Here is a 23,055-nt window from a genome sequence, read left to right on the forward strand (position 1 = left end):
ACTGCGGGCACCACACACTCATCGTCCTGACACGACCTCGTCCGGTTTCGCCGCTTCGGCGACCGCAGGCGCGTCGTCGAGCCCACGGCGCATCGCGAGCAGAACGATCGCGGCCCCGACGAGGACGGCACCGATGATGTACATCGGAGTGTCGAAGCTTCCGGTCACATCCTTCATGTAACCGGCGACATACGGTCCGATGAATCCGCTCAGGTTCGCGAACGAGTTCATCAATCCGATCCCCGCGGCGAGGGCCATGCCGGTGAGGAATCGTGGGGGAATGGACCACGCTGTCGATGTTGCGCTGAGCACACCCGAAAGCAGCAGCGCAATCCCCACCAGCATGATGTACGGCGACCAGTTACCCACTACCGCGATCGTGATGCCGGCCGCGGCGACGAGCATGGAGATCCCGGTGTGCCAGATGCGCTCGCCGGTGCGGTCGGAGTGCCGGCTCATGAGGATCATCGCGACAGTGCCCACAACGAACGGCAACGCCGTGATCAGCCCCACTTGGACGAGGGAGAATTCCAGTCCCCAACTCTCGGACATTCCCGAGATCATCTGCGGCAGGAAGAACGACACGCCGTAGAACCCGTAGAAGATGCCGAAGAGCACCACACTCATGCTCACCACACGAACGTCCTTGAGCGAGCGCAGACTCCCCTGGTGCCCCTCGACCCTCTCCGGACCGTCGGCAGCCAGTTCGTTTTCCAACCAACGTCGTTGGTCTTCGGTCAGCCACTCGGCTTGTGAGGGCCGGCTGGTCAGGTAGAAGAAGGTGACGACACCGAGTACGACCGTCGGCAACCCTTCGATCAGGAACATGGCTCGCCAACCCGCGAGCCCGAGGAATCCGTCGAAATGTTGCATGATCGCGGTCGACAGGGGTCCGCCGATCACGGACGACAAGGGAACGGCCACGTACAGCAGGGCAACGATCCGTGCCCTGTGGCGCTCCGGATACCAGTAGGTCAGGTACAGGATGAGTCCGGGCAGTAGGCCCGCTTCGGCGAAGCCGAGCAGAAACCGCGCAACGAAGAACTGAATCTCGTTCTGAACGAACGCCGTTGCAGCAGAGACCAGTCCCCACGAGACGGCGATGCGAGCAATCCAGATCCGCGCTCCGACCTTGTGGAGGATCATGTTGCTGGGCACTTCGAACACGAAGTACCCTACGAAGAACAGGCCTGCCCCGAAACCGAAAGCGGCCTGACTCATGCCGAGGTCCGAGTTCATCTGCAAGGCAGCGAAACTGACGTTCACTCGATCGAGGAAGTTGAGGAAGTAGAGCAGGATCAGGAACGGAAGCAGACGCCGGGTGATACGCCCGATGGTCGCTTTCTCGATTGCCTCACCCTGAGCGGCGTCGATGTGATGGGTCACTACCCACCCTCCTGTTGTGTGGACGGCACTGAAGCCTTACGAAAAGCAGACAGGCGCCCGACCGGCTGTTCGCGGGCGCCGCGCACCGCACCGCACGCCTCGAGATCGCAGCGTCCGGTGTGTGTTGGGTTTTACGATCCGGCTCGGCCGGGCCGGTTCAGTCGCGCGGAGAGGCAGGTGCCACGGACGCTGCGAAATCCGCGACCAGTTCCACTACCTGCTCGGGGAACTCGTCGACGAGGAAATGACCGGCGTCGGCGAGCTCACGGCCCACCACCAGTTCCGGACGGCGGGAACGTTCACGCCAGACCTCGAGCGGCGAGCGTCCGGACCGGGCGACCATGCCCTTCGCCCCCCACATGACGTAGCACGGACAGTCGATGAGGTGGCCGGCTTCGCGACTCTGTGCGTCGTGCTGCAGATCGATCGTGGCTGCTGCTCGATAGTCCTCGATCGTGCCGAGACGGCGCGCAGGGTCACCGAACAGCCTCTCGTACTCGGCCAGCGCTGCCGGGTGATACACGTCCCCCTTGGCCCCGACCGCGCTCGATCCGGAGACCCCCAGCACCGAATGCAGATAGGCGGTGGGATCATGAGCGAGGAAACTCTCCGGCAGTCCGTTGAGCTGCGGGAACATGAACCAGTGGTAGTAGGCGAGAGCGAGCTCGAAGTCGACGTTCGCATACACCCATTCGGTCGGCATGATGTCCAGCAAGACGATCCCGGACACCACATCGCTGTAGTCGACAGCCATCCGATGCGCGGTGCGAGCACCCCGGTCGTGCCCGACGACGGTGAACGCGTCGAACCCGAGGGCCTGCATCACCGCGACCTGATCTGACGCCATGGCACGGAAGGAGTGCGGCGCGTGGCTGTCGTCGGGGTCGGGAAGGGTCGAGTCACCGTACCCCCGCAGATCCGTCGCCACGACGGTAAACCGCTCCGCAAGAACGGGTGCGACCCGGTGCCACATGACATGCGACTGCGGGAACCCGTGCAACAGCAGAATCGGCGCTCCGGTTCCTGCCTTCACCCCGTGGATGCTGATGCCGTCGCCGGTCACCACATCGAAAGACTCGAAACCCGGAAAGAGTTCCAGTGTCACCATGCTCACTTGCATCTCCTCTGTCCCACGCTCCGACTTCCTGAGCGTGATCTGCACCACGAGCCTGCCATGCCGCCCCTCCGGAGCAGTTTGAGAAATACGAAGAGTCGGCACAGAAACTCTGCGGTTTCCCAGAAGGGCTCGGGACCTCCGATCCTGCGCGTGGACTTCTCCATGCCCGGCCCATGACGCAGAAACACCGCTCGAGGTACGGCATACGTTCCGTCGAATGTGCTCATCCGCCGGCGGCAGCAATCCGAAGGATCCCGGTCGGATCGAGACATCCGCCCGGACGTCGTCACCTCATCGAGTTGTCCTGCGCGCCCGATATTTACGCAGCATCAGAACCGATGCGCACGCTCTATCGGGTGGGAACATCGGCACCAAGGAAGTCCTCGATCGCCTGTACGACCTCGGCAGTCTGCTCGTCCTGGGGACTGTGCCCGGCCCGGTCCACGATCCGAAGTCGCGCATGGGGAATGCCGGCGGCCAGCTCCAGTTGGCACTGCGGCGGGAACACGAAGTCGTCGCGCCCGGCCACGACGAGCGTGGGGGCGGTGATCTCGCCGAGCCGATCCACGACCGTCCAGTCCTTCATCAGGTGCCGGCCCGCGAAGATCAGGGGCTCCGCCCGCGGCCTCGAGCGCCACGCCCCGCTGCTCAGTTCGCGCGCCAGCATGGCAAGGCCGGAGCGGTAGAAGTACGCGTCCCCGATCTGCGCGAAGATCGAAAAGTACTCGCGGGGCGTGAATTCTCCGTTGAACCACCGCCGCGCCAGCTCCGCCTTCTCCCGGCCGTAGCCGCGTGCGAGCAGTACCTCGGACGCGTTCTGCCGCTCCCAGTGACTGTCGGCGCCCGTGTCGAGCAGCACGAGGTGTGAGACCCGCTCGGGGTAGCGCAGGGCGTACTCGAGCGCGACCTGCCCGCCGAACGAATGGCCGAGCACCGCCCACCGCTCGAACCCGAGCCGCTCGCGCAGGGCATCGGCATCCGCGGTGAGGTTCTCCCACGTCATCGATTCGACGGGCGCACCGATCGAGCGCCCGTTGCAGCGGTGGTCGTAGAACACCAGGGTGAACCGGTCCGCGCACTGCCGGAAGGACTGCATCGTCCACAGGTCCGCCGACGGTCCGCCGTGCATGAGCACGAGCGGCGGTCCTTGCCCGACGACGTCGACGTAGAGGGAGGCGTCCCGGATCGGGACCCGGCCGGGCCGGACGCGGTGCAGGCTGCCGCGCCATTTCACCACCGCCGACGAAAGACCACGAGAGTCGCGTCCTCGCACCTCGCCTGCTGCCGTTTTCGAACCCGTTGCCCGCGAGTCATTTTCAATGTTGCGTTTGAGGACTGCCAGCATGCGCGCCTGCATGATCCACACGACCGGCGGGAAGATCCCGGAGTAGACAAGGCGGGTAATCCATCGCGGTCGGCCTGCCTGATATCCGCTGACGACGAGGCGGGTGCGCCCGCCGGGCAGCTCCTTCAGCTGGAAGCCCCACAGTCCTTCCAGATAGGCGGACGGGCGCGGCTGGCCGGGGTCGAGGGTGCCGCCCCGCAGATCGATCAGCCCGTACAGCCCGAGGAATCGGTTCGGCTCGATCCGCGCGACCTTGTACGCGTCCATCGGTCCCGCGCCGGGCGCCCAGTACTTCAGTTGGTCGCCGGGCCGGATGTCCTGCCATTCCGGGTGCACTTCCCGGGCGCTCGGACGACCGGCGTTGTCCAGGTGATCCCAGGAGTACCAGCCGCCGCGATCCCAGCCCATCTGCACCAGCCACGGCCACACTTGCTCGGGCGGCGCGTCGATGGTGACGGCCATCGCGCCCGATCTCTCCCCGCCGGGCACCAGATCCCCTCCTGGGAACGGCCCGCTGACCTCCTCGTCGGTGGCACCCCACCGCACGAGCCGCGGGCGCACGAAGCGTCCGTAGACCACGGCTGCCGCCGCGCCCGCTACCGCCACTTTCGGTGCGACTGCCATGTGTCCAGCGTGCGCCGGGTCCCTGGTGCTGCACAAGGGACCACCGGCCCTCGTCGCGGCAACTCAGCCCCCGATCACGCGGCCGCCTCACATCTCGAAGGCCCGGCTCGACGATCTCGCCGAGGCCTCGCACCGGCCGTAGCGGTACCGGCACGCGGCGACGCAGGCATCGAGGTCCCACACCAGCCGCACGGTCAGTCATCACCGTCGATCGGTTCGTGCACCTGCCCCTCGCCTGCTTCGAGCCGTTCCATCGCATCGAGCAGACGTCGAGCGTTCGCCGGTGAACGCGTCAGCTAGGCCGTTTCACGCAGCGACTCGAAGTCCGCCCGGGAGACGATCACGACCGGTTCGTGGCCCGAGCGGTAATCACGATCTCCTCCCGGTCGTTGACGACTGAGGCCAAGACCTCGGCGTACCGGGCGCGCGACTCGCTGTGACTCATGGTTCGCATGACGACCTCCACCCCTGTACAGAAATCGTACGTCCAGCCGAGATGGGTGGCCTGTCCGAAGCGATCGACGAATCCACTTTGCTCCCAGCGGCGCCACGAATCCGTCGTCAGGAGCAGTCGCCCGGCTCGCCGTCCTTGACGACGGACAGCACCGCGTCGCCTTCACCGATGACCAGGCCCGGAGCCGGCGCTTGGGATACCACCACCCAGTTCCGGTCGAGGACCTGTGCCCGTCCCCGTCCGGTTGCGTCGACGCTGCGGGAATAGAAGATCCCGGCGGCTTGGATGGTGTCCTGCGCGGCTTGCAGGTCCATGCACGTCACGTCCGGCATGACGGCGGTCGGCGCGGTGTCGGCGACGTTCGTCGTCGGTGCCGACGCTGACGTGGTCGGAGACGGCACGGGCGTCGTTGTGGTGGCCGGCGCCGCGACGGTGGTCGACGGGGCAGCCGGGGTCGTCGGCGTGGTTCGCGACGCCGGCGCAGCGGCAGGCGGTGTCGCCGAGTTCGTGACGTCCGGCTCGCTGGGGTCTTCGAGTCCGTTCTGTATGTCGGTGATGATTCCGAAGACCACGAACAGCGCGGCGACCGCGGCCGCGATGACCACTCCCCTGCGGACCGGCGGTCGGGGCGTCGGCTCGGGCGGCGGCGCGAAGGCTGCCGGATCCCCGGCAAGGTAGGCCTGGTGGCCGGCCTCGGCCCTGGCCGCCAAGGCGGACCGTTCGGCCTCGAGCCGGGCGCGACGGTCGCGGATCAACTTCCCGACAGCCAAGTAGCCGAGCCCCAACCCGATGCCGAGCACGAGGAGGAAGCCGGCGACGTCGCCGTGGATGACGTACAGAAACGCCATCCACACGAAGATGGCGGCGAACATGCCTGCGACGACGCGCAGGTAGGGCGCGATGCGTTTCATGGGTGACCTCTCTCGGATCGCACCGGTGTCCATGTGCATGCTGCACGAGTCCCATCGCACGAATGGGTGTGCGCGTTATCCGCGCGATGGGACTCGACTGTGGCAGCTTCGGTCAGACGGCGTCGGCGACGACTGCTTCGGCGTCCCTGATGCGGAGTTTCCCGGACATGAGGCGCGGGAGGAGGGTGTCGCGGAGCGCGGCGAGAGTCTCCGACTCCTCGCGGGCGTTGTGGACGACCCTTGCCAGATTCGTGATCCGCTCGGCTATTGCTGAGTCGAGCCGACGAGGATCTGCAACTTGCACTTTGAGGATGTCTGCCGGCTTCACTCGCTGGTGACTCCCGGACGTGCCTGCGACCATCGACTCCAGTTGGTGTCCGACGACGGGTTGGTTCAACGCAGCCCACAGGACGGACGTGGACGAATACTTCGGCTCCAGGACGAGGAACTCCGTCGACGCGAACGACGGCACATTCGGTAGGTCCATCACGTCCCACACACGCGGAAACCGCGGATTCAGTTTGGAGATGAGAACCGACGGTGCCGTAATCCGGAACTTGGCACTCTTGATCTCGCCGGGACTCACACGCTCGGGGCGCTGTCGCTCATCGAATGCGGGAAGACTGAAGTGCGCAACTGATCCGGCATCGCACTCAGCAGGATCCTGAGAGGTTCGCCGATGTTCGACCAGGTCTGCCAAAGGAGCCGATGCGGCGCCGTGCAACCACAGAACAGCAAGTTTCCGCGCAGTCTCAATGAGCTTACGATCTGCAACGATCTTGCCGTCGAGGGCGCCTAGGACATCAGCGATGGCGCGCTGCTCGTCGAGTGAGGGAAGCAAGAGGTCCATATCTCGTGCTGCGCCAACGTTGAAGTGCTGTTGCACGGCTCCGACGAGACGGGAACTTACGAATCCTTCCACGACGCTGTTGATGAAGTAGCTCAGCCAATGTGCGTTAATACTTGGACCGGGACGGGTAATGACCAAATCTGCGCAGTTCGCGAGGGTCCATTCTTGCGGGACTACAGCAGTTGCGCCCGGTTTTCCAGTGCGGACGGTAACGACGTCACCCGGGCGCAAGGAGGACTTTCTCAACGTCTCGTGAAACTCCACTGGGATGTAACGAACATCCGTCAGGTCGAATCCATGAGGTACGACGTTCTGCGATCTAAGGAAGATCACGCCGCCTTCACTATACTCGCGGGCCATTGAACCGACATGCCCTACAGTCACTTCCTGAGCCATGTCACCCAACTTGACTTGGCGCCATCCCTCGGGAATTTCGCTCACTCCACCCTCCCCAACTGCTCCCGCACCACAGCCGCCAACCGTGCCGACTCGTCGAACTGCTCGTACAGTTCCTTCGTCAGCCGCGCGATCTTCTCCGCGATCGGCTCGCCGTCGTCCTCGATCGGGGCCGCACCGACGTACCGACCCGGCGTGAGTGCGTAATCGGCTTCCTTGATCTCCGCGAGCGTCGCCGAGTAGCAGAAGCCCGGCTCGTCCGCGTACTCCTCACCGGATGCGGATTCCGTTCCGCGCCAAGCGTGATAGGTGCCGGCGATCTTGGCGATGTCGTCGTCCGACAGCGCGCGCTCGGCGCGGTCAACCATGTAGCCGAGGTTGCGGGCGTCGATGAAGAGCACCTGTCCGCGGCGATCGATCTTGCCCTTCACACCGGCCGACTTGTCCTTCGCGAAGAACCACACGCACACGGGAATACCGGTGCTGCGGAACAACTGTGTCGGCAACGCCACCATGCACGAGACCAGGTCGGCCTCGACAAGCCGCGCGCGGATCTCGCCCTCGCCACCGGAGTTGGACGACATCGACCCGTTCGCCATCACCACACCCGCGCTGCCCTTCTCGGCGAGCTTGGAGATGATGTGCTGGATCCACGCATAGTTCGCGTTGCCGGCCGGCGGAACGCCGTACTTCCAGCGCTTGTCGTCTTCCTTACGCGTCCAGTCCTTGATGTTGAACGGCGGATTCGCCATCACGTAGTCGGCGAGCAGATCCGGGTGCTTGTCCTGGGCGAACGTATCTTCCCAGCGGTCGGCGAGATTCGCGGTGATGCCGTGGATGGCGAGGTTCATCTTCGCCATCCGCCACGTACGCTCGTTGAGTTCCTGCCCGTACACCGCGACGTCGGTCGGGTTGCCGCCGTGGTGCTCGATGAACTTCTCGGTCTGCACGAACATGCCGCCCGACCCGCAGCACGGGTCGTACACCCGCCCGTTGTACGGCTCGAGCACCTCCACCAGCACCCGCACCACACCGGCCGGGGTGTAGAACTCGCCGCCGCGCTTACCCTCGGCGCGAGCGAACTTCTCCAGGAAGTACTCGTACACCTCCCCCAGCAGGTCGCGCGCCTTGCGGGCGCCCTCACCGGTGAAGCGGGTGTCGCCGAGCAGGTCCATCAGCTCGCCGAGGCGCCGCTGGTCCACGCTGTCGCGGTTGAAGATCACCGGCAGGGTGCCCACGAGGGTCTCGTTGGCGTTCATCAGCTCCCGCATCGCCGCGTCGACCAGCTGGCCGATGGTGCGGGCCTCGACACCGGCCGCCTCCTGGATGCCCTTGGCGTTCTGCGCCAGGTACGACCACCGCGCCGGCTCCGGCACCCAGAACACACCCGACCCCAGGTACTCGTCCTGGTCGTCGATGAGCGAAGCGATACCGTCCTCGTCGAGACCGTCGGCGACGAGCTCGGCACGGATCTGCTCACGGCGCTCGTCGAACGCGTCGGAGACGTACTTGAGGAACACCAGACCGAGGATCACGTCCTTGTACTGGGAGGCGTCCATGGAGCCGCGCAGCTTGTCCGCGGCCTTCCACAGCGTGTCCTTCAGTTCCTTCATCGTCGACGGCGCGGTGGGCGCCGCCTTCTTCCTCGGTGGCATGGTCAACCTTCCTCCCGGCCGGGCCGGGTTCCTGCGGTGACGGTGAGAACGCCGTGGCCCACACCGTCGGTCAAGGTATCGGTGAGTCGGTCGAGCGTGTCGAGCAGCCGCCGTGCGGCCTCGCGTCGCGCGCGCAGCTCCTCCAGTGCGGTGCTCACCGCGGTGACCCGGCCGGCCTCCACGACCGGGATCGGCCAGTCCCGCCACACCTGCCCGGACCGGATGGCCCCGGCGGGCTTGGGTGCGACGGGCATGCGACGCAGCGTGCGCGCCACGAGTTCCGGCAGCACCCCCGAGGCGTGCGGGTCGGCGACCCGCAGCACGCGCGCCGGTGACAGCACGACCGCGGCGCCCTCGTGGTCGACGACGACGCCGAATTCCGGTGCCGTGCAGAAGACGATGTCGCCCGGCTCGGTGTAGCGCCCGCTCGGGTAGCGAGTCGCCAGGATGAGGCGGTCGATGCCGCGGTCGCCGATGCGCGCGCGGCCGAGCAGCTCGTCGGTGCCGATGACGCGTACGTTGCCACCGGCTTCGACATCGTCGTCGTCGATGCGGTTGCCGGGCATCACCTTCAGCACTCCGGCATCGGCGAGCCGGCCGGCGGTCGGCGCAGGGCGCGGGGCCTGCCGGTATTCGACGCCCAGGTGCAGGTCGTCCCGCACCGCACGCGCCGCCCGGTTCGCCGCGCCCACCAGTTCGGCCGCCTCGGCCGCGGTCTCGTTGCCCGCGACGCGGCGACGCCGGCGCCGGGGCGCGGGTGGCATCAGGCCGCGACGGTCCTCGGCGAGCAGCGTGGAGGTGCGGTGCACCGAGGCGAACTCGAATGCGTGGGCTCGCAGGTGCTCGCGCGACCCCATCGCGGCGGTCACGTCGGCGACGATCCCGTCGGTCACCGCTTCGTCGAGCGCCCTGGTCCGCAGGTCAGCCAGCACCGTCCACCGGTCCGTGGGTGCGACGGAGTCGTCGGGCGCTCCGAGCACCCACAATGCCATCGACGACCCCGGTTTGGTGACGAGCAGTCCCTCCGGGAGGCGGAATACGGCGCGCAACCGGTCCGACCGCAGCAGGTCCGCCCGGACGGCGGCAGCCTCCCGGTCTCGCAGGGGATCGGTCAGCGCGGATGCCGGCCCGACGATCACCGCGAGATGCTCGGAGCCCATCTGCACGGTGATGTTGTCGATCTCCGCGAGGATTCGGGCGTCGGAGTAGCCGAGGGTGGACGGCGACGGGTACTGCGTGAGGAACACGGCGGGCCCGTCGATCGAGAAGTCCTCGTCGAATCCCGTTGCAGGCGTGGGGCGGCGACGCCATCGGTGCACAGCGAGCCGGCGCCGCGCCAGGCGCGCCGTCGGGGTGTCGGCGTGGCCGGTCATCGCGATCGGCTCGACGAACTCCGGCAGGCGCTGCCGCAGCGCAACGAACAGGTCGCTGCCGTCCGGCGACGGATCGACGAAGACGGCCCGGTCGTCGGGCGCCAGCGCTCCGACGACCTGCGCGCACATCTCGAGCGCGGCAGGGCTGAGTGCCGTATCGGCCAGCGCGTCGAGGGGCAGGCGGAACCGCTGCGCCATGAGGGTCTCGAAGGCGTGCTCGACGGTGTAGGCGGCGTCGGCCATGCGGTCGGCGTGCGCGGCGTACGTGGGTAGCCGCCCGCCGAGCGCCTCGATCTCGCGGTAGAGGTACGCGTCGTCGGGGTCGAGGTCGTCGGCCTCGTCGAGCAGGTCGTCGGCGTCGAGGTCCGCGAGTTGCTCCCCGGTGCGGGCCTTGACGCACAGCAGGGCGGTCAGTGCCGCGAACACCGTGGCCGCGTCCGCACCGGCGGGATCCTCGAACGCCGCATGCGCAGCGAGGTCCTCGGCGACGGACGTATTGTTGCCGAGTCCGCGGCTCGACAGCCAGGCGACGACGTCGTCCGCCCGGTAACGGTGCTGCCGGCCGTCGGCGCGCACCGGGTCGGGAAACGGCCGATCCGGGCCCCGATACCGCTTCGCCCACATGGTGACGACGGGCCGCTGCACGCGGGCGAGGGCCGCGATGTCCGCCTTGGACAGCAGGAGCGCAGAACCGGTACTCACGTGTCGGCCCTCCCCTCTACTCTCGCCTCGGCGTCCGCGATCGGCGCGGTTTCCCCAACCTAGACGACACCGCCGACAAGAGCTTCAGGAAGGTTGATAACCCGGGTTATCGATATGCATCGAGCGAATACAGGCTCAGTCGCGGCATTCTCGTTCGTACCCGATACGGACGAGGAGGACGTCATGCTCGCAGCGATCCACATCAGGCAGACCACCACAACCGCCGGCCCGCTCAGCTGCGCGGCCCTGGCCACCGGCACGGGCATCGCCCTGTTCGTCCGCCCGGAGCACAGCGCCGAGGCCCGCTTCGCCGTCGGCCTCGACGCCTTCGCCGAACTGTGCGCCCGCACCGCCGACACGTCCGTGCGGCTGCACCTGACCGACGCGGACCTGCGCCGGGAACTGCACGCCGTCGCGGGCTCCTTCCCCTCGATCACCCTGATCGACATCGGTTACGGCCCCTTGGGCGAGCTGGCCCGCGCCGCCGCCGACGCGATCGGCCACCACGTCGCCGAGCGGCTGGCCACCGAGGACGCCGCCCGCGAGGCAGAGACCAACCCTCCGGTCGAACAGACGGTGGCTACCGACGCGTCGAAGGGTTCCCGTCGCGGCGTGGGAGTGGCGTGTGTGCGGGCCGACGGCAACTTCCGGCAGAAGATCTTCCCCGACACGCGCTCGATCCTGGCCGGTGAGCTCCTCGCCATCGAACTGGCCGTCACCACCTACCGGAACCGGCCTCTGCACATCCTCAGTGACAGTCGGCACGCGCTCGCGGGATTGCGCGGCGAAGCCCCGCTCACCACCGAGGCGACGGTGATCGCCGACCGCATCCGGCACCGCACCCGCGGCCTGCCGATCCGTTACTCGTGGGTGCGCGGCCACAGCGGACACCCGCTCAACGAGGTCGCCGATCGGCTCGCCGTGGCCGCCCGGCGCGCTCACGAGGCCCAGGTCCCTTCCGCAGCCCGGCACACGATTGCCACGAACATCGTCGCCTCGCTGCTCACCCCTACGTCCGCAGCAGCCTGAGCCGCCCTCGCCTATCCGCGCGAAATCGGCCGAACCGGGAAATGGTCGAGGCCGGCCGGAACGGGATCGCCTTAGGATCGATGGTGGAAGCCTGGAGTGCGTCCGATGGCGCACAGCTCACGAAAGAGATGGCCATGGCCGACGAACAGTCCTTCTGGCAGTCCCACCGCACCCTTGCTGGTGTGGCCCGCGACGCCGAACGCTTCGCGGTGCGCCTGCCCCTCGTGGGCCGGCTCGATATCCCGCGGCCCGAGCAGCTCGCCTACTTCGCCGGCCTCGGCCTGCTCGTGGCGTTGGACCTGATCGAGTGGCCCGTGGCGGTGGCGATCGGCGTGGGCCAGGTCCTGGTCACCGAGCATGCCAAGTCCGCCGCCGAACGTCCTGGCTCGCCGGGAGCGGCGACGAACGGCAACGCGGGCGCCGCGGTCGTCCCTGCGACGTAGTCGAGCGCACCGGACGCCGGCCTCGCGGCGGTGCACTCGAGCCTCCGATCACCGCTTCCGTGCCGGGGCCTTCTTTGTCGGCGGCTCCCCCGTCGTCGACTTCCCCGCCGACGGCTTCGCCGCTGCCGCGATCGGGGGCGCACCGGGACTCGTGGGTGCGGTGTCCGGGGTCGGCGCCGGCGCACGCTCGGTCGCGGGAGCGCCGGGCGTGGGGGTGGGACGAGGCGTGAGCAGCCGGATGGCCAGGGCCGTGGCGCCGAGTCCGGCCAGCACGGGCGCGGCGGCGATGCCGGTTGCCAGGCCGGTAGCGCCCAGCACGACGATCGTTGCCGCTGCCGTCGGCGTCGACTCGGCTCCACTGCCGAGACCGGAGCGAACCCCTTCGGCGGCGCCGCGCACGCTGCCTGTCAGTGCGCCCACAGCGGCGCCGCCGACGGCACCGGCAGCGCGGGTGGTGGCGTCTGCCACGCCGACGATCGCCTGCGTGGTCTTGTCGAGGACATTCATCACTGCTACCTCCCGATCCGAGCGAAATGCGTCGCGGGTTGCCCCCGACCGCAGTGTCACGCGACCGCAGCGGCCCGGGCTCGGAATCGGCAGGTTCGAATGCCACTTACGGAGACGCGCTCCCGGATCTCCGGTCGACACGGCCGATGCTCGCCCGAAGACCTGGTGACGAAAACGATACGGCGTCCGCCAATGCGATGTCACACCCCGACGATCGGCGCTCACCCCAGGATGTCGGCGAGGCTCGGCCGCGCTCTGAACTCTCGCCGGTCCCCACGCGGCCCGGGCGTCTCCGTCCGGCAGGATGAGCACATGATGTCGCTTCTCGCCGCGCCCGTCGGAGCCGCCCGCCTCGTCCTGGACCGGACCGTGGAGGTCGCCGAGTTCGCGGTGTCCGTCCCCGGCCGCGTCGTCAACCTGCTCGAGACGACCGAGGCCCTGGTGGGGCGCATCGACGGCGTCGTCACCGACGCCCGCGAGATCGTCGCGCGGATCGACGACGTGGTCACCGACGCCCGCGCGACCGTCGGGCGGGTCGGCGAGGTCGTCGACAGCAGTTCGGCGGTGGTCGGCGACGCGGCGACCGTCGCCCGCCGCGCGCAGGACGTGGTGGCCTCGGCCGGCCGCACGTCCGACTCGGCGGGTGAGCTGCTCGACACGTATGCCCCGATGGCGACGCGGGCCGCGCCACTCGCCGGCCAGTTCATCGACGAGCTCAGCGCCGAGGAGGTGCACGCGGCGGTCGTGCTGCTCGATCAGCTGCCCGAGCTCGCGGACCGGATGACGGCTCTGATGCCGATCCTCGGCACGCTCGAGACCGTCGCCCCGGAGATCCACGAGCTGCTCGGGGTGGCGAAGGACGTGCGGCAGGCGATCGTCGGCGTGCCAGGGTTCAACTTCCTGCGCCGCCGCGGCGAGGACAAGGAGAACGGCGACGACGACTGACCGTCACGGCCGGACGAGGATCTTGACGTTCTCCTCCTTGTTGGAGATCAGTTCCTCGAACCCGTGGGCGACGATGTCGTCGAGGTCGATGCGGCCGGTGATGAACTGGTAGGGGTCGACCTTGCCGGAGGCGATCATCTCGATCGTCGCGGGATGGTCGTTCGCGTAGGCGAGGCTGCCGAGCAGGTTGACCTCGCGGAAGACCAGGTCGTTCATCGCGACGGACGCCTCGTGGCCCCAGATCGCGACGTTGACGCACGTGCCGCCCGCCCGGGTGGACAGGATCGCGGACTTCAGCACCGCGTCGATGCCGGCGCATTCGAAGGAGACGTCGGCGCCGCGGCCGCCGGTCAGCTCGAGGACCTGCTCGGTGACGTCGCCGTCGCGCGGGTCGATGATGTGGTCCGCGCCGGCCGGCTCGGCCTTCTTCTTCCGCACGTCGGCGGGTTCGACGACGATGATCTGGTCGACACCGGCGGCGCGCAGCGCCGACGTGGTGACGAGGCCGATCGGCCCGGCGCCGAACACGAGCGCCGAGTGGCTCGGTCGCGCTCCGGACAGGCGCACCGCGTGGTACGCCACGGCGAGGGGTTCGACGAGGGCGCCGACGTCGGTGCCGAGTTCGCCGAGCGGGTGGATCCAGCGCCGCTCGGCGACGACGTACTGGGAGAACCCGCCCCCGTAGCCCGACAGACCCACGAATCCCAATGTGCCGCAGACGTTGTAGCGTCCGTTGCGGCAGGCGTCGCAGCGACCGCAGATGATGTACGGCTCGACCGCGACCCGGTCGCCGACGCGCAGATCGTCGACGCCGTCCCCGACTTCCGCCACGACGCCGGCGAACTCGTGCCCGAGGGTGATCGGCACGGTCTCGCCGGTGATGGGGTGCGGTGCGTCGGCGGGCGGGGCGAAGATCGGGCCCTCGAGGTACTCGTGCAGGTCGGTGCCGCAGATGCCGCACCACTCCACCTCGACCTTGACGGTGCCGGGGCGGGTGGCCGGTTCGGGAATGTCCTCGACCCGGATGTCCCCGGGGCCGTGGAAGCGGGCTGCCTTCATGGGTCGATCTCCTCGCTGTACGGGCGTCGGATCTTGGTCGGCCGAGTCCGACGCGGGATCATCCGGGTGCGCCGCTGCCGAGGTCGGCGCGTGATCCAGCACACATCGAGCGCGCCGCCGCGGCAAACGTTGCAGCGCGTTGCGCGTACCGCCGGGTGTGGTGCCGGACACACCCGAGGGCATATGCTCGCGACAACTCGACCGACGAGAGACGGAGACCGTGGGCAACTTCAGCGCCATCGAACCGGGCACCGACCTGCACCGATACGCGCGCGAGCTGGCGCGTATGCACGACGCGGTGATCGGTGGCGGCCGCTCGCCGCTGCGGCCGCGGTCGGTGGTCGCGCGGTCGTGGACGCGGGTGCTCGGCGCCGGTCTCGCCCCCGACGGCAGCAACGCCCGCGCCCTGCTGCCGCTCGCCGAGGTCGAACGCCGGCGCCGCGCCTCGCCCCTGTCGGGGGTGATCGGCGACCTCGAGCAGGTGGTGTGCTCGGTGGCCGAGGCGTCGCACATGCTGATGGTGGTGACCGACGCGGACGGGATCGTGCTGTGGCGGGCCGGGTCGGCGAAGGTTCGCAGCCGGGCGGACAGCCTGGGGTTCAGCGAGGGCGCCCGGTGGACGGAGTCGACCGTGGGCACCAACGCGATCGGCACGGCGCTCGCCGAGGCCGCCCCGGTGCAGCTGTTCTCCGCCGAACACTTCGAGCAGTCCCAGCACCCCTGGTACTGCACGGCCGCCCCGATCCACGATCCCCGCACCGGGGAGTTGCTCGGCGTGGTCGACGTCAGCGGCCCGGCGCTGACGATCCACCCCACGATCAGCGCGCTGGTGGAGACGGCGGTGCGGCTGGCCGAGGCGCAGCTGTGGCGGCTGCACGAGAACCGGCTCGAGCGGCTGCGCACGGTCGCGGCGCCGGTGCTCGCCTCGATGAGCGGTCCGCTGCTGCTCGTCGACGAACACGGGTGGGTGGCGCACGCGTCGGGCGTCGCGGCCACCAAGCGGGTCGCGGCACCGACCGCCGACCGCACCCTGAGCGTCCCGGGCCTGGGGATGTGCGTCCCGGAGCAGCTCGCGCACGGCTGGTTGATCCGGCCCGCCGGCGGCCCGGCGCGGATCACGATGGAGCTCGACCTGTCCGGCGCGCCGACGGTGGTCGTCAGCGGCGCGGACTCGACGTGGCGCAGCGCGCTGTCCGCGCGGCACGCGGAGATCCTGCTGATACTGCACCTGCGGGGCCGCGAGGGGATGACGGTCACCGAGCTCAGCAACGGCATCTACGGCGACCCGGACCACGCCGTCGCGGTGCGGGCGGAGGTGTCCCGGCTGCGCCGCGCGCTCGGCTCCGTCGTCGAGAGCCGCCCCTACCGGCTCGCCGACTCGGTCGATCTGACGCTCACCCTCGGTGCGGCCGAGCGGCTCTCGGACTGTGCGTTCGTCCGGCACAGCGCGAGCCCGGCCGTCCGCGCGCTGGCGGACGGCCGGTGAGTGCTCACGCCCGGTAGGCGTCCGTCCCGGCGCGGCTGAGCACCAGGCGCGGCAGCACCGCGCGCGACGACAGCCGCAGCACCGCGTCGACGAGTTCGACGACGTCGTTCACCTCGAGCATCTCCTCGGCGGGGATGCGGTCCTTGATCCAGTCGGACATGTCGGTGTCGACGTAGGCGGGCGCGATCGCGGACGCGCTGATGCCGTTGCCGGACTCCTCGGCGTTGAGCGTCTCCACGAGCGAGATCAGCGCCGCCTTCGTCGCCCCGTACACGGCCAAGCCCGCCTCGGCATAGACACCGGTGATCGACGACAGCGCAACAACTTTCGCCCCGCGGCGCGGAACAGCGGCCGCGGCCTTGCGCAGCAGCGGCAGCGCCGACTGGGCGAACGCGAACGGGGTCTCGAAGTTCACCGACACGGTCTTGCCGAACCGCCGCATCGGGAACTCGGCGATGGTGCCGGCGGTGCCGACGCCCGCGTTGAGGACGAGCGCCCGCATGCTGCCGAACGTCTCCTCGTGTGCCGCGACGACGCGGCTCGCGGTCTCGGGATCGCCGAGGTCGGCGGCGACGACGCGCACCTCGGGCGCACCCGCGTCGCGCAGGTCGGCGGCGACCGCGCCGAGCCGCGCCTCGTCGCGCGCGGTGAGGGTCAGACCGTAGCCCTGCTGCGCGAGGCGGGTGGCGACACCGAGCCCGATGCCGCGGGACGCACCCGTGACGAGCGCACTGGGGTTGGCGAGATCGGTTGTCATGCGCCACCTCCCCGCAGCGCGTCGAGTCCGGCGGCCGCGAAGACCGGCACGGCCTCCCCCGCCTTGTCGAAACCGTCGCCGACGGTCGCGCCGACGCGCCAGCGGTGGTTGATGCCCTCGGCGATGACGGCGAGCTTGAAGTTCGCCAGTCCCATGTAGAAGTCCCAGTGGGCGAGCTCGCGGCCCGTCGCGACCGCGTAGCGCTGGGCGAGGTCGTCGGCCGACGGCAGGCGCGGGCTGGTCCACGCGGCGGACTCGCCGAGCACCTGGTCGAGCGCGGGGTTGCGGTACACGCACATCAGGGCGACGTCGGTGAGCGGGTCGCCGAGCGTCGACAGCTCCCAATCCACCACCGCCGCAATCTTTCCGGCGTCGCCGGGATCGAGGATCGTGTTGTCGATGCGGTAGTCGCCGTGCACGATCGACGCCGCGGACGATTCCGGAATCGCGTCGGCGAGGGCGGCGTGCAGGCGGTCGAGGTCGTCGAGGTCGCGGGTCTTGACCCGGCCCCACTGGCCGGCCCACAGCTTGACCTGACGCGCGACGTACCCGTCGGGGCGGCCGAGCTTCCCGAGGCCGACGGCCTCGTAGTCCACCGAGTGCAGGGCGGCGAGCACACGGACGAGTTCGCCGGTGCACGCTTCGATCTCGGTGTCGCTCAGGGTGGCGAGGTCGTCGGTCGTGCGGATCACCCGTCCGGTGACGTGCTCGACGACGGTGAACGGGGCGCCCATCACGGACTCGTCCTCGCACAGGGCGACCGTGTGGGCGACCGGCACACCGCACCCCTGAAGTGCCGAGGTGATGCGGAATTCGCGGGCGACGTCGTGGGCGGACGGGGTGAGTCCCGCCGTCGGCGGCCGGCGCAGCACCCACCGCGACGTGCCGTCGGAGATCGCGTACGTCAGGTTCGACTTGCCACCGGAGATGAGATCGGCGCGCAGTTCGCCGTCGAGGGCGATGCCCGAGTCCTCCAGGTAGCGCTGCAGGGCGGTCAGGTCGAGCCCCTCGTGCTGTGCGGTCTTCATGCCCGGCTCTCCTTCGCGGCGGCGGCCTTCTTCGCGGCGCCGACGGCTCGCTTGGCGATGGCCCAGCGGTGCACTTCGGACGGCCCGTCGTAGATGCGGAACGGGCGGACCTCGCGGGCCAGGCGCGCGACGGGCAGGTCGGCGGAGACGCCGAGTCCGCCGCACATCTGCATCGAGCGGTCGACGATCCGGAACACCGCCTCGGCGGCGAAGGTCTTGGCGATGGACGTGGAGTTGGACGCGTGGGAGCCCTGGTCGAGTTCCCAGCACGCCTGCATCAGCAGGGCGCGGGTGGCGGCGATGTCGATCTCGTTGTCGGCGACCATCTTCTGGATCATGCCGAGGTCGCCGAGCTTGCTCCCGAATCCTTCGCGTTCGGCGACGCGGGCGACGGCGATGTCGTGGCCGCGGCGGGCGGCGCCGAGCCAGCGCATCACGTGCGTCATGCGGGCGGGCCCGAGCCGTACCTGCGCGTAGGCGAAGCCCTGGTCGACCTCGCCGAGGACGGCGGAGTCGGGCACGAACAGGTCCTCGAAGAAGACCTCGCAGTGGCCACCGATCATGGCGCGGTCGATGGTGTCGATGTGCCGGCCGACGGTCAGCCCGGGGGCGTCGGCGGGCGCGAGGAACATCGTCGCCCCGCCGCGCTGCCCGGGCTCACCGGAGGTGCGGGCCATGATGATGAAGAAGCCCGCGCCGTCGGCACCGGTGATGAAGTACTTGCGGCCGTTGATCTTCCAACCGCCGGGGGCCTTCTCGGCGCGGGTGGTCAGGGCGTTGGGATCGGATCCGGCACCGGGGGCCGGTTCGGTCATCGCGAAGCCGGACCGCACGTCGCCGTGGGCGAGCGGCGCGAGGAACTGCTCCTTCTGCTCCGCGCTGGCGATGTGCGCGAGCATGTGCACGTTGCCCTCGTCGGGCGCGGCGATGTTGAGCGCGATCGGTCCGAACAGCGAGTACCCGGCCGCCTCGAACACCGGGGCGCGGTCGACCATGCCGAGACCGTGGCCGCCGTACTCGACGGGCGCGTGCGGCGCGAAGACCCCGGCTTCCTTGGCCGCCTGCTGCAGCTTCACCCGCAGGTCGTCGCCGCCCGCGGCAGTGATGTCACCGTTGTGGGCGTCCTCGACGGGCAGCACGTGCTCCCGGACGAACTCCTCGGTCTTCGCCACCAGCGCCTGGACGTGTTCCGGGTACGACAGATCGACAGCCATCGCGATTCCTCCTCCTCACCCCGACCGATCGATCGCTCGGTTGCTTCAACCGTGACATACCCCACCCCGCCGGGTCAACCCAGGGCGCCCTACCGGGCGTCTGCCGCGCCGGGCCTACCGGGCGTCTGCCGCGCCGTGCCTACCGGGCGTCTGCGGCGCCGGGCCTACCGAGCGCCTACCGCGCAGCGTGCGATCGCGAGGTAGCGGCGGACGACCTCGTCGGGGGACAGCGGTCCGTCCGGCCGGTACCACGAGGCGACGGCCACGCACATGGTGGTCACCGCCCGGCTCGCATCCTCCGGGAACGCGGTGCCGAACTCCCCCTTCGCCACCCCGTCCCGGACGATCTCGTCCAGCATCCGCTGCTGCTCGTCACGCAACGCGATGTACGCCTTCCGGTTACCCGGTTCCATGCTGCGCATCTCGGTGGAGGCGACGAACGCCTGGTTGCGCCGGAACATGTGGAACCGCAGCAGCGACTCGACAACGGCGTCGAACCGCTCGGACGGTGTCGGTCCGGCCTCCGCCAGGGCCTGCTTGCTCCGGTCGAGCAGGTCGCGCATCACCAGCGTCGTCAACGACACCAGCAGTGCCTGCTTGGACGGGTAGTGGTGGTACAGACCCGGAACCGACAGCCCGGCCCGGGCGGCGACCTCCCGTATCGAGGTGCCGTCGTACCCCCGCTCGGCGAACGCCTCGAGGGCGGCCTCGAGGGGCTTCGGCAGGGTCGACGGCCCGTACTGCCGCCACGTCCCCGGTTCGACGGCTTCCTCACGCGTTTCCATGGCATCACCGTAAGCGACCCCCCGGCGCCGTCGTCACCAGTCGTGCTCTCGCACTTCCGCTGCCGGTCCGAACTTCCCACCCCTCCCGCCGACCACAGGAGAAGGTCTATTATCTGCGTATGCATGCAGACAATGGACCATGTCGGCGGAGACTCGACGACGACCAGGTCGGGTTGGTCGTCGAGGTGTTCCGCATGCTTGCCGACGGGACCCGGGTTCGACTGTTGTGGGCCCTCGTCGACCGGGAGTTGTCGGTGACCGAACTGGCCGAGCATGTCGGTAAGGCCGCCCCGTCGGTGTCGCAGCATCTGGCCAAGCTGCGGATGGCGCGACTGGTGCGGACCAGGCGCGAGGGCACGACCATCTACTACAGCCTCGAGAACGAGCACATCAAGCAGTTGGTGACCGATGCCGTGTTCAACGCGGAACACGCCGGCCCGGGTGTGCCGGGGCACCACCGCGCCGACGCCGGACTGCGCACCCTGCACGAAGGCTCCGGTCGAGCCGGCCTGCAGCAGGAGGCCACATGACCTCCCGGCGCGGCCACGGCCACGGCGACCACGGGCACGGCCACGGCGACCCCGGGCACGGCAGCCACGAGCACAGCAGCCACGAGCACAGCAGCCACAGGCGTTCGGGGCTCGTCGGCGCCCTGAGGGATGTGTTCGCGCCGCACAGCCACGACTCGGCCGACAGGGTCGATTCCGCCCTGGAATCAAGCAACATCGGCATCCGTGCCGTGAAGATCAGCCTGGTCGCCCTGGCCGTGACGGCGGCACTACAGGTCGTCATCGTCGCCGCGTCCGGTTCCGTCGCGCTCGCCGCAGACACCGTGCACAACTTCTCCGACGCACTGACCGCCGTGCCCCTGTGGATCGCGTTCGTGCTCGGACGTCGGGCCGCCACCAGGCGATTCACCTACGGGTACGGCCGGGCCGAAGACCTCGCCGGGCTGTTCGTGCTGGCAATGATCGCCCTGTCCGCGGTGATCGCCGGCACCGAATCGATTCGGCGCCTGATCGATCCCGTCCCCATCGAACACCTCGGCTGGGTCGCACTGGCCGGGCTTGTCGGGTTCATCGGCAACGAACTCGTCGCGGTCTATCGGATCCGGGTGGGCCGGCACATCGGCTCGGCGGCCCTCGTCGCGGACGGCCTACATGCCAGGACGGACGGATTCACTTCTCTGGCAGTTCTTTTCAGCGCCGGCGGGGTCGCACTGGGTCACCCTGTCGCCGATCCCGTGATCGGAATCCTCATCACCGTCGCCATCGTGCTGGTTCTGCGCACCGCCGCCCGGGACGTCTTCCGCCGGTTGATGGACGGCGTCGATCCGGAGCTCGTCACCACAGCCGAACGCGTCCTGTCGGGCCGGGTCGGCGTCGACCGCGTTCGCAGCCTCCAGATGCGCTGGATCGGTCACCGTCTGCACGCCGATGTCGAGCTCGACGTCGATCCGGGGCTCAGTCTGAGCGCTGCGCACTCCGTCGCTCACGAAGCCGAGCAGGCACTGATCTCCGCGGTCCCGCACCTCACCACGGCACTGGTGCACGCCTATCCTCCTCACGAAACGGAACTGCACGCCACCTGAGGCCCGTTGCTCGACCTGCGTCGTGCAGTACGGACCGAACCCCGGTCAGGACACGCCGGTTCCGGGTTGCCCGTGGACGCAGGGGGTCGCACAGGTCGAGGGTGCGGTTCGCGTGCGGCCCCTCCGGGACGTTCCGGCCGCGCGTCGGCGACGTCCGCTCGACAGTCCGGACCGGTGGCATGCGACGACGCCGGAAGACCGAACGAGCGGCGGATCCGTCGTGGGATCCGCCGCTCGTTCGCCCGCTCACTCAGTAGTCGTCGTCGCCGTAGAGCACCATGCCACGCAGGTTCCGGCCCTCGTGCATGTCGGCGTAGCCGTCGTTGATGTCCTCGAGCCGGTACGTCTTGGTGACCAGCTTGTCGAGTTCGAGCTGCCCGCTGCGGTAGAGGTCGAGCAGCTTCGGGATCTGCGAGCGCGGTCCGACGCCACCGAAGATCGCACCCTGCAGCCGCTTCTGCAGCAGGGTCAGCTCGAACAGGCTCAGCGTCACCTGGGTGTCGGCGGCGCTGCCCATCCCCACCACGACCACCTGACCGCCCTTGCCCGTCAGCGCCATGGACGGGGCGATGATGTCGCCGTGGATCTCGCCGACGGTGATGATCGTGACGTCGGCCATCGCCCCCCAGGTGATCTCGCCGATCACCGGCAGCGCCTCCTCGATCGAGGCGAAGGTATGGGTCGCCCCGAACTTCTTGGCCTGATCGCGCTTGAACTCCACCGGGTCGACGGCCACGACGTGCCGGGCACCCGCGTGTGCGGCACCCTGTACCGCGTTGATGCCCACGCCGCCGATGCCGATCACGACGACGGAGTCACCCACCTTGGTGCCGCCGATCGCCGTCGCGGAGCCCCAGCCCGTGGCGACGCCGCAGCCGAGCAGGGCGGCCTTGTCGAGCGGGATGTCGTCCTCGATCTTGATGACCGACGCTTCGTGCACGGTGACGTACGGCGCGAACGTGCCGAGCAGGCACATCTGGATCACCGGGTCACCGTTGAGCGTCACCCGGTGGGTCTTGTCGGCGATCGCCTGCCCGGTGAGGAGGTTCGCCCCCTCGTCGCAGATGTTCTGCAGGCCCTTCGCGCACGCGCGGCACCGCCCGCAGGCCGGGATGAAGGCGAGCACCACGTGGTCGCCCTCCCGGATGTTGGTGACTCCGGGCCCGACCTTGGTGACCACGCCGGCGCCCTCGTGCCCGCCGAGGACGGGGAAGGACGGCATCGGCGTCGCGCCGGTGCGCAGATGTTCGTCGGAATGGCACAGCCCGGACGCAGCCAGACGTACCTGCACTTCGCCGGCGACCGGATCGCCCAGGTCGATCTCCTCGATCTCCCACGGTTGATTGAGCCCTTTGATCACCGCAGCCTTGGTCTTCACGAACCCTCCCACCGGATCCA

20 protein-coding genes and 1 pseudogene are annotated in these 23,055 nt (G+C 69.0%); 6 read left to right on the forward strand and 15 right to left on the reverse strand.

Going from position 1 to position 23,055, the window contains the following annotated elements:
* Window positions 1-18: 18 nt before the first annotated feature.
* The 8 genes and pseudogenes from ACWPQI_RS22285 to ACWPQI_RS22320 all read right to left on the reverse strand — a co-directional run bounded on the left by ACWPQI_RS22285 (window position 19) and on the right by ACWPQI_RS22320 (window position 10,813).
* Window positions 19-1,386, reverse strand: coding sequence for an MFS transporter (locus ACWPQI_RS22285; RefSeq protein ID WP_017679719.1), 1,368 nt, complete (start codon window positions 1,384-1,386; stop codon window positions 19-21).
* Between the two features lie 157 nt (window positions 1,387-1,543).
* On the reverse strand, window positions 1,544-2,494 hold the full coding sequence (locus tag ACWPQI_RS22290; RefSeq protein WP_010595676.1) for an alpha/beta fold hydrolase: 951 nt from the start codon (window positions 2,492-2,494) through the stop codon (window positions 1,544-1,546).
* 358 nt (window positions 2,495-2,852) lie between these two features.
* The gene (locus ACWPQI_RS22295) at window positions 2,853-4,472 is read right to left on the reverse strand and encodes an alpha/beta fold hydrolase (RefSeq protein WP_474738506.1); all 1,620 of its coding nucleotides are present in this window, start codon (window positions 4,470-4,472) and stop codon (window positions 2,853-2,855) included.
* A 194-nt stretch (window positions 4,473-4,666) separates the two neighbouring features.
* Window positions 4,667-4,926 (reverse strand): annotated as a pseudogene (locus ACWPQI_RS22300) (type II toxin-antitoxin system Phd/YefM family antitoxin).
* A gap of 107 nt (window positions 4,927-5,033) precedes the next feature.
* Window positions 5,034-5,837 (reverse strand): PASTA domain-containing protein, encoded by an 804-nt coding sequence (locus ACWPQI_RS22305; RefSeq protein WP_474738507.1) that lies wholly within the window; start codon window positions 5,835-5,837, stop codon window positions 5,034-5,036.
* 112 nt (window positions 5,838-5,949) lie between these two features.
* Complete coding sequence (locus ACWPQI_RS22310) at window positions 5,950-7,128, reverse strand: restriction endonuclease subunit S domain-containing protein (protein WP_140188983.1); 1,179 nt, start codon at window positions 7,126-7,128, stop codon at window positions 5,950-5,952.
* Window positions 7,125-8,738, reverse strand: coding sequence for a class I SAM-dependent DNA methyltransferase (locus ACWPQI_RS22315; protein ID WP_140188984.1), 1,614 nt, complete (start codon window positions 8,736-8,738; stop codon window positions 7,125-7,127). Before ACWPQI_RS22315 ends, ACWPQI_RS22310 begins: the two co-directional genes overlap by 4 nt.
* A 2-nt stretch (window positions 8,739-8,740) precedes the next feature.
* Window positions 8,741-10,813: a hypothetical protein gene (locus ACWPQI_RS22320; RefSeq protein WP_474738508.1), complete on the reverse strand. Its 2,073-nt coding sequence runs from the start codon at window positions 10,811-10,813 to the stop codon at window positions 8,741-8,743.
* Between the two features lie 183 nt (window positions 10,814-10,996).
* Here ACWPQI_RS22320 and ACWPQI_RS22325 point away from each other — a divergent pair, with 183 nt between their 5' ends.
* Both ACWPQI_RS22325 and ACWPQI_RS22330 read left to right on the forward strand, forming a co-directional pair.
* Complete coding sequence (locus ACWPQI_RS22325; RefSeq protein ID WP_289377440.1) at window positions 10,997-11,842, forward strand: ribonuclease H family protein; 846 nt, start codon at window positions 10,997-10,999, stop codon at window positions 11,840-11,842.
* A gap of 134 nt (window positions 11,843-11,976) precedes the next feature.
* Window positions 11,977-12,285, forward strand: a complete 309-nt coding sequence (locus tag ACWPQI_RS22330) for a hypothetical protein (RefSeq protein WP_026137535.1) — start codon at window positions 11,977-11,979, stop codon at window positions 12,283-12,285.
* 48 nt (window positions 12,286-12,333) lie between these two features.
* Here the strand turns inward: ACWPQI_RS22330 and ACWPQI_RS22335 are convergent, their stop codons facing one another.
* Window positions 12,334-12,792 (reverse strand): hypothetical protein, encoded by a 459-nt coding sequence (locus tag ACWPQI_RS22335; protein WP_474738509.1) that lies wholly within the window; start codon window positions 12,790-12,792, stop codon window positions 12,334-12,336.
* 312 nt (window positions 12,793-13,104) lie between these two features.
* Between ACWPQI_RS22335 and ACWPQI_RS22340 the strand changes: the two genes are divergently transcribed.
* Complete coding sequence (locus ACWPQI_RS22340) at window positions 13,105-13,737, forward strand: ribulose 1,5-bisphosphate carboxylase large subunit (RefSeq protein WP_450120677.1); 633 nt, start codon at window positions 13,105-13,107, stop codon at window positions 13,735-13,737.
* 3 nt (window positions 13,738-13,740) lie between these two features.
* Here the strand turns inward: ACWPQI_RS22340 and ACWPQI_RS22345 are convergent, their stop codons facing one another.
* Window positions 13,741-14,796 carry a 2,3-butanediol dehydrogenase gene (locus ACWPQI_RS22345; RefSeq protein ID WP_289377436.1) on the reverse strand — a complete coding sequence of 352 codons (1,056 nt, stop codon included), beginning with the start codon at window positions 14,794-14,796 and terminating at the stop codon, window positions 13,741-13,743.
* A 220-nt stretch (window positions 14,797-15,016) separates the two neighbouring features.
* On the opposite strand from ACWPQI_RS22345, the gene ACWPQI_RS22350 reads away from it, so the two are divergent.
* A complete protein-coding gene (locus ACWPQI_RS22350) occupies window positions 15,017-16,282 on the forward strand; it encodes a GAF domain-containing protein (protein WP_040274623.1) in 1,266 nt (421 codons plus the stop codon).
* A gap of 4 nt (window positions 16,283-16,286) precedes the next feature.
* Here the strand turns inward: ACWPQI_RS22350 and ACWPQI_RS22355 are convergent, their stop codons facing one another.
* The 4 genes from ACWPQI_RS22355 to ACWPQI_RS22370 form a co-directional block, all read right to left on the reverse strand.
* The gene (locus ACWPQI_RS22355; protein ID WP_010595691.1) at window positions 16,287-17,039 is read right to left on the reverse strand and encodes an SDR family NAD(P)-dependent oxidoreductase; all 753 of its coding nucleotides are present in this window, start codon (window positions 17,037-17,039) and stop codon (window positions 16,287-16,289) included.
* On the reverse strand, window positions 17,036-18,067 hold the full coding sequence (locus ACWPQI_RS22360; RefSeq protein ID WP_017679728.1) for a phosphotransferase family protein: 1,032 nt from the start codon (window positions 18,065-18,067) through the stop codon (window positions 17,036-17,038). The genes ACWPQI_RS22355 and ACWPQI_RS22360 overlap by 4 nt, the downstream gene beginning before the upstream one ends.
* Window positions 18,064-19,281: an acyl-CoA dehydrogenase family protein gene (locus ACWPQI_RS22365; protein WP_048771520.1), complete on the reverse strand. Its 1,218-nt coding sequence runs from the start codon at window positions 19,279-19,281 to the stop codon at window positions 18,064-18,066. Before ACWPQI_RS22365 ends, ACWPQI_RS22360 begins: the two co-directional genes overlap by 4 nt.
* A gap of 164 nt (window positions 19,282-19,445) precedes the next feature.
* Window positions 19,446-20,066, reverse strand: coding sequence for a TetR/AcrR family transcriptional regulator (locus ACWPQI_RS22370; RefSeq protein ID WP_010595695.1), 621 nt, complete (start codon window positions 20,064-20,066; stop codon window positions 19,446-19,448).
* Window positions 20,067-20,185: 119 nt separating this feature from the next.
* Between ACWPQI_RS22370 and ACWPQI_RS22375 the strand changes: the two genes are divergently transcribed.
* Window positions 20,186-20,596, forward strand: a complete 411-nt coding sequence (locus ACWPQI_RS22375) for an ArsR/SmtB family transcription factor (RefSeq protein ID WP_051009397.1) — start codon at window positions 20,186-20,188, stop codon at window positions 20,594-20,596.
* A complete protein-coding gene (locus tag ACWPQI_RS22380) occupies window positions 20,593-21,657 on the forward strand; it encodes a cation diffusion facilitator family transporter (RefSeq protein WP_010595697.1) in 1,065 nt (354 codons plus the stop codon). The genes ACWPQI_RS22375 and ACWPQI_RS22380 overlap by 4 nt, the downstream gene beginning before the upstream one ends.
* 250 nt (window positions 21,658-21,907) lie before the next feature.
* Here ACWPQI_RS22380 and ACWPQI_RS22385 read toward each other — a convergent pair whose 3' ends face one another.
* Complete coding sequence (locus tag ACWPQI_RS22385) at window positions 21,908-23,035, reverse strand: NDMA-dependent alcohol dehydrogenase (RefSeq protein WP_026137536.1); 1,128 nt, start codon at window positions 23,033-23,035, stop codon at window positions 21,908-21,910.
* Window positions 23,036-23,055: the final 20 nt, after the last annotated feature.

This window comes from Rhodococcus sp. LMD, assembly GCF_056108245.1.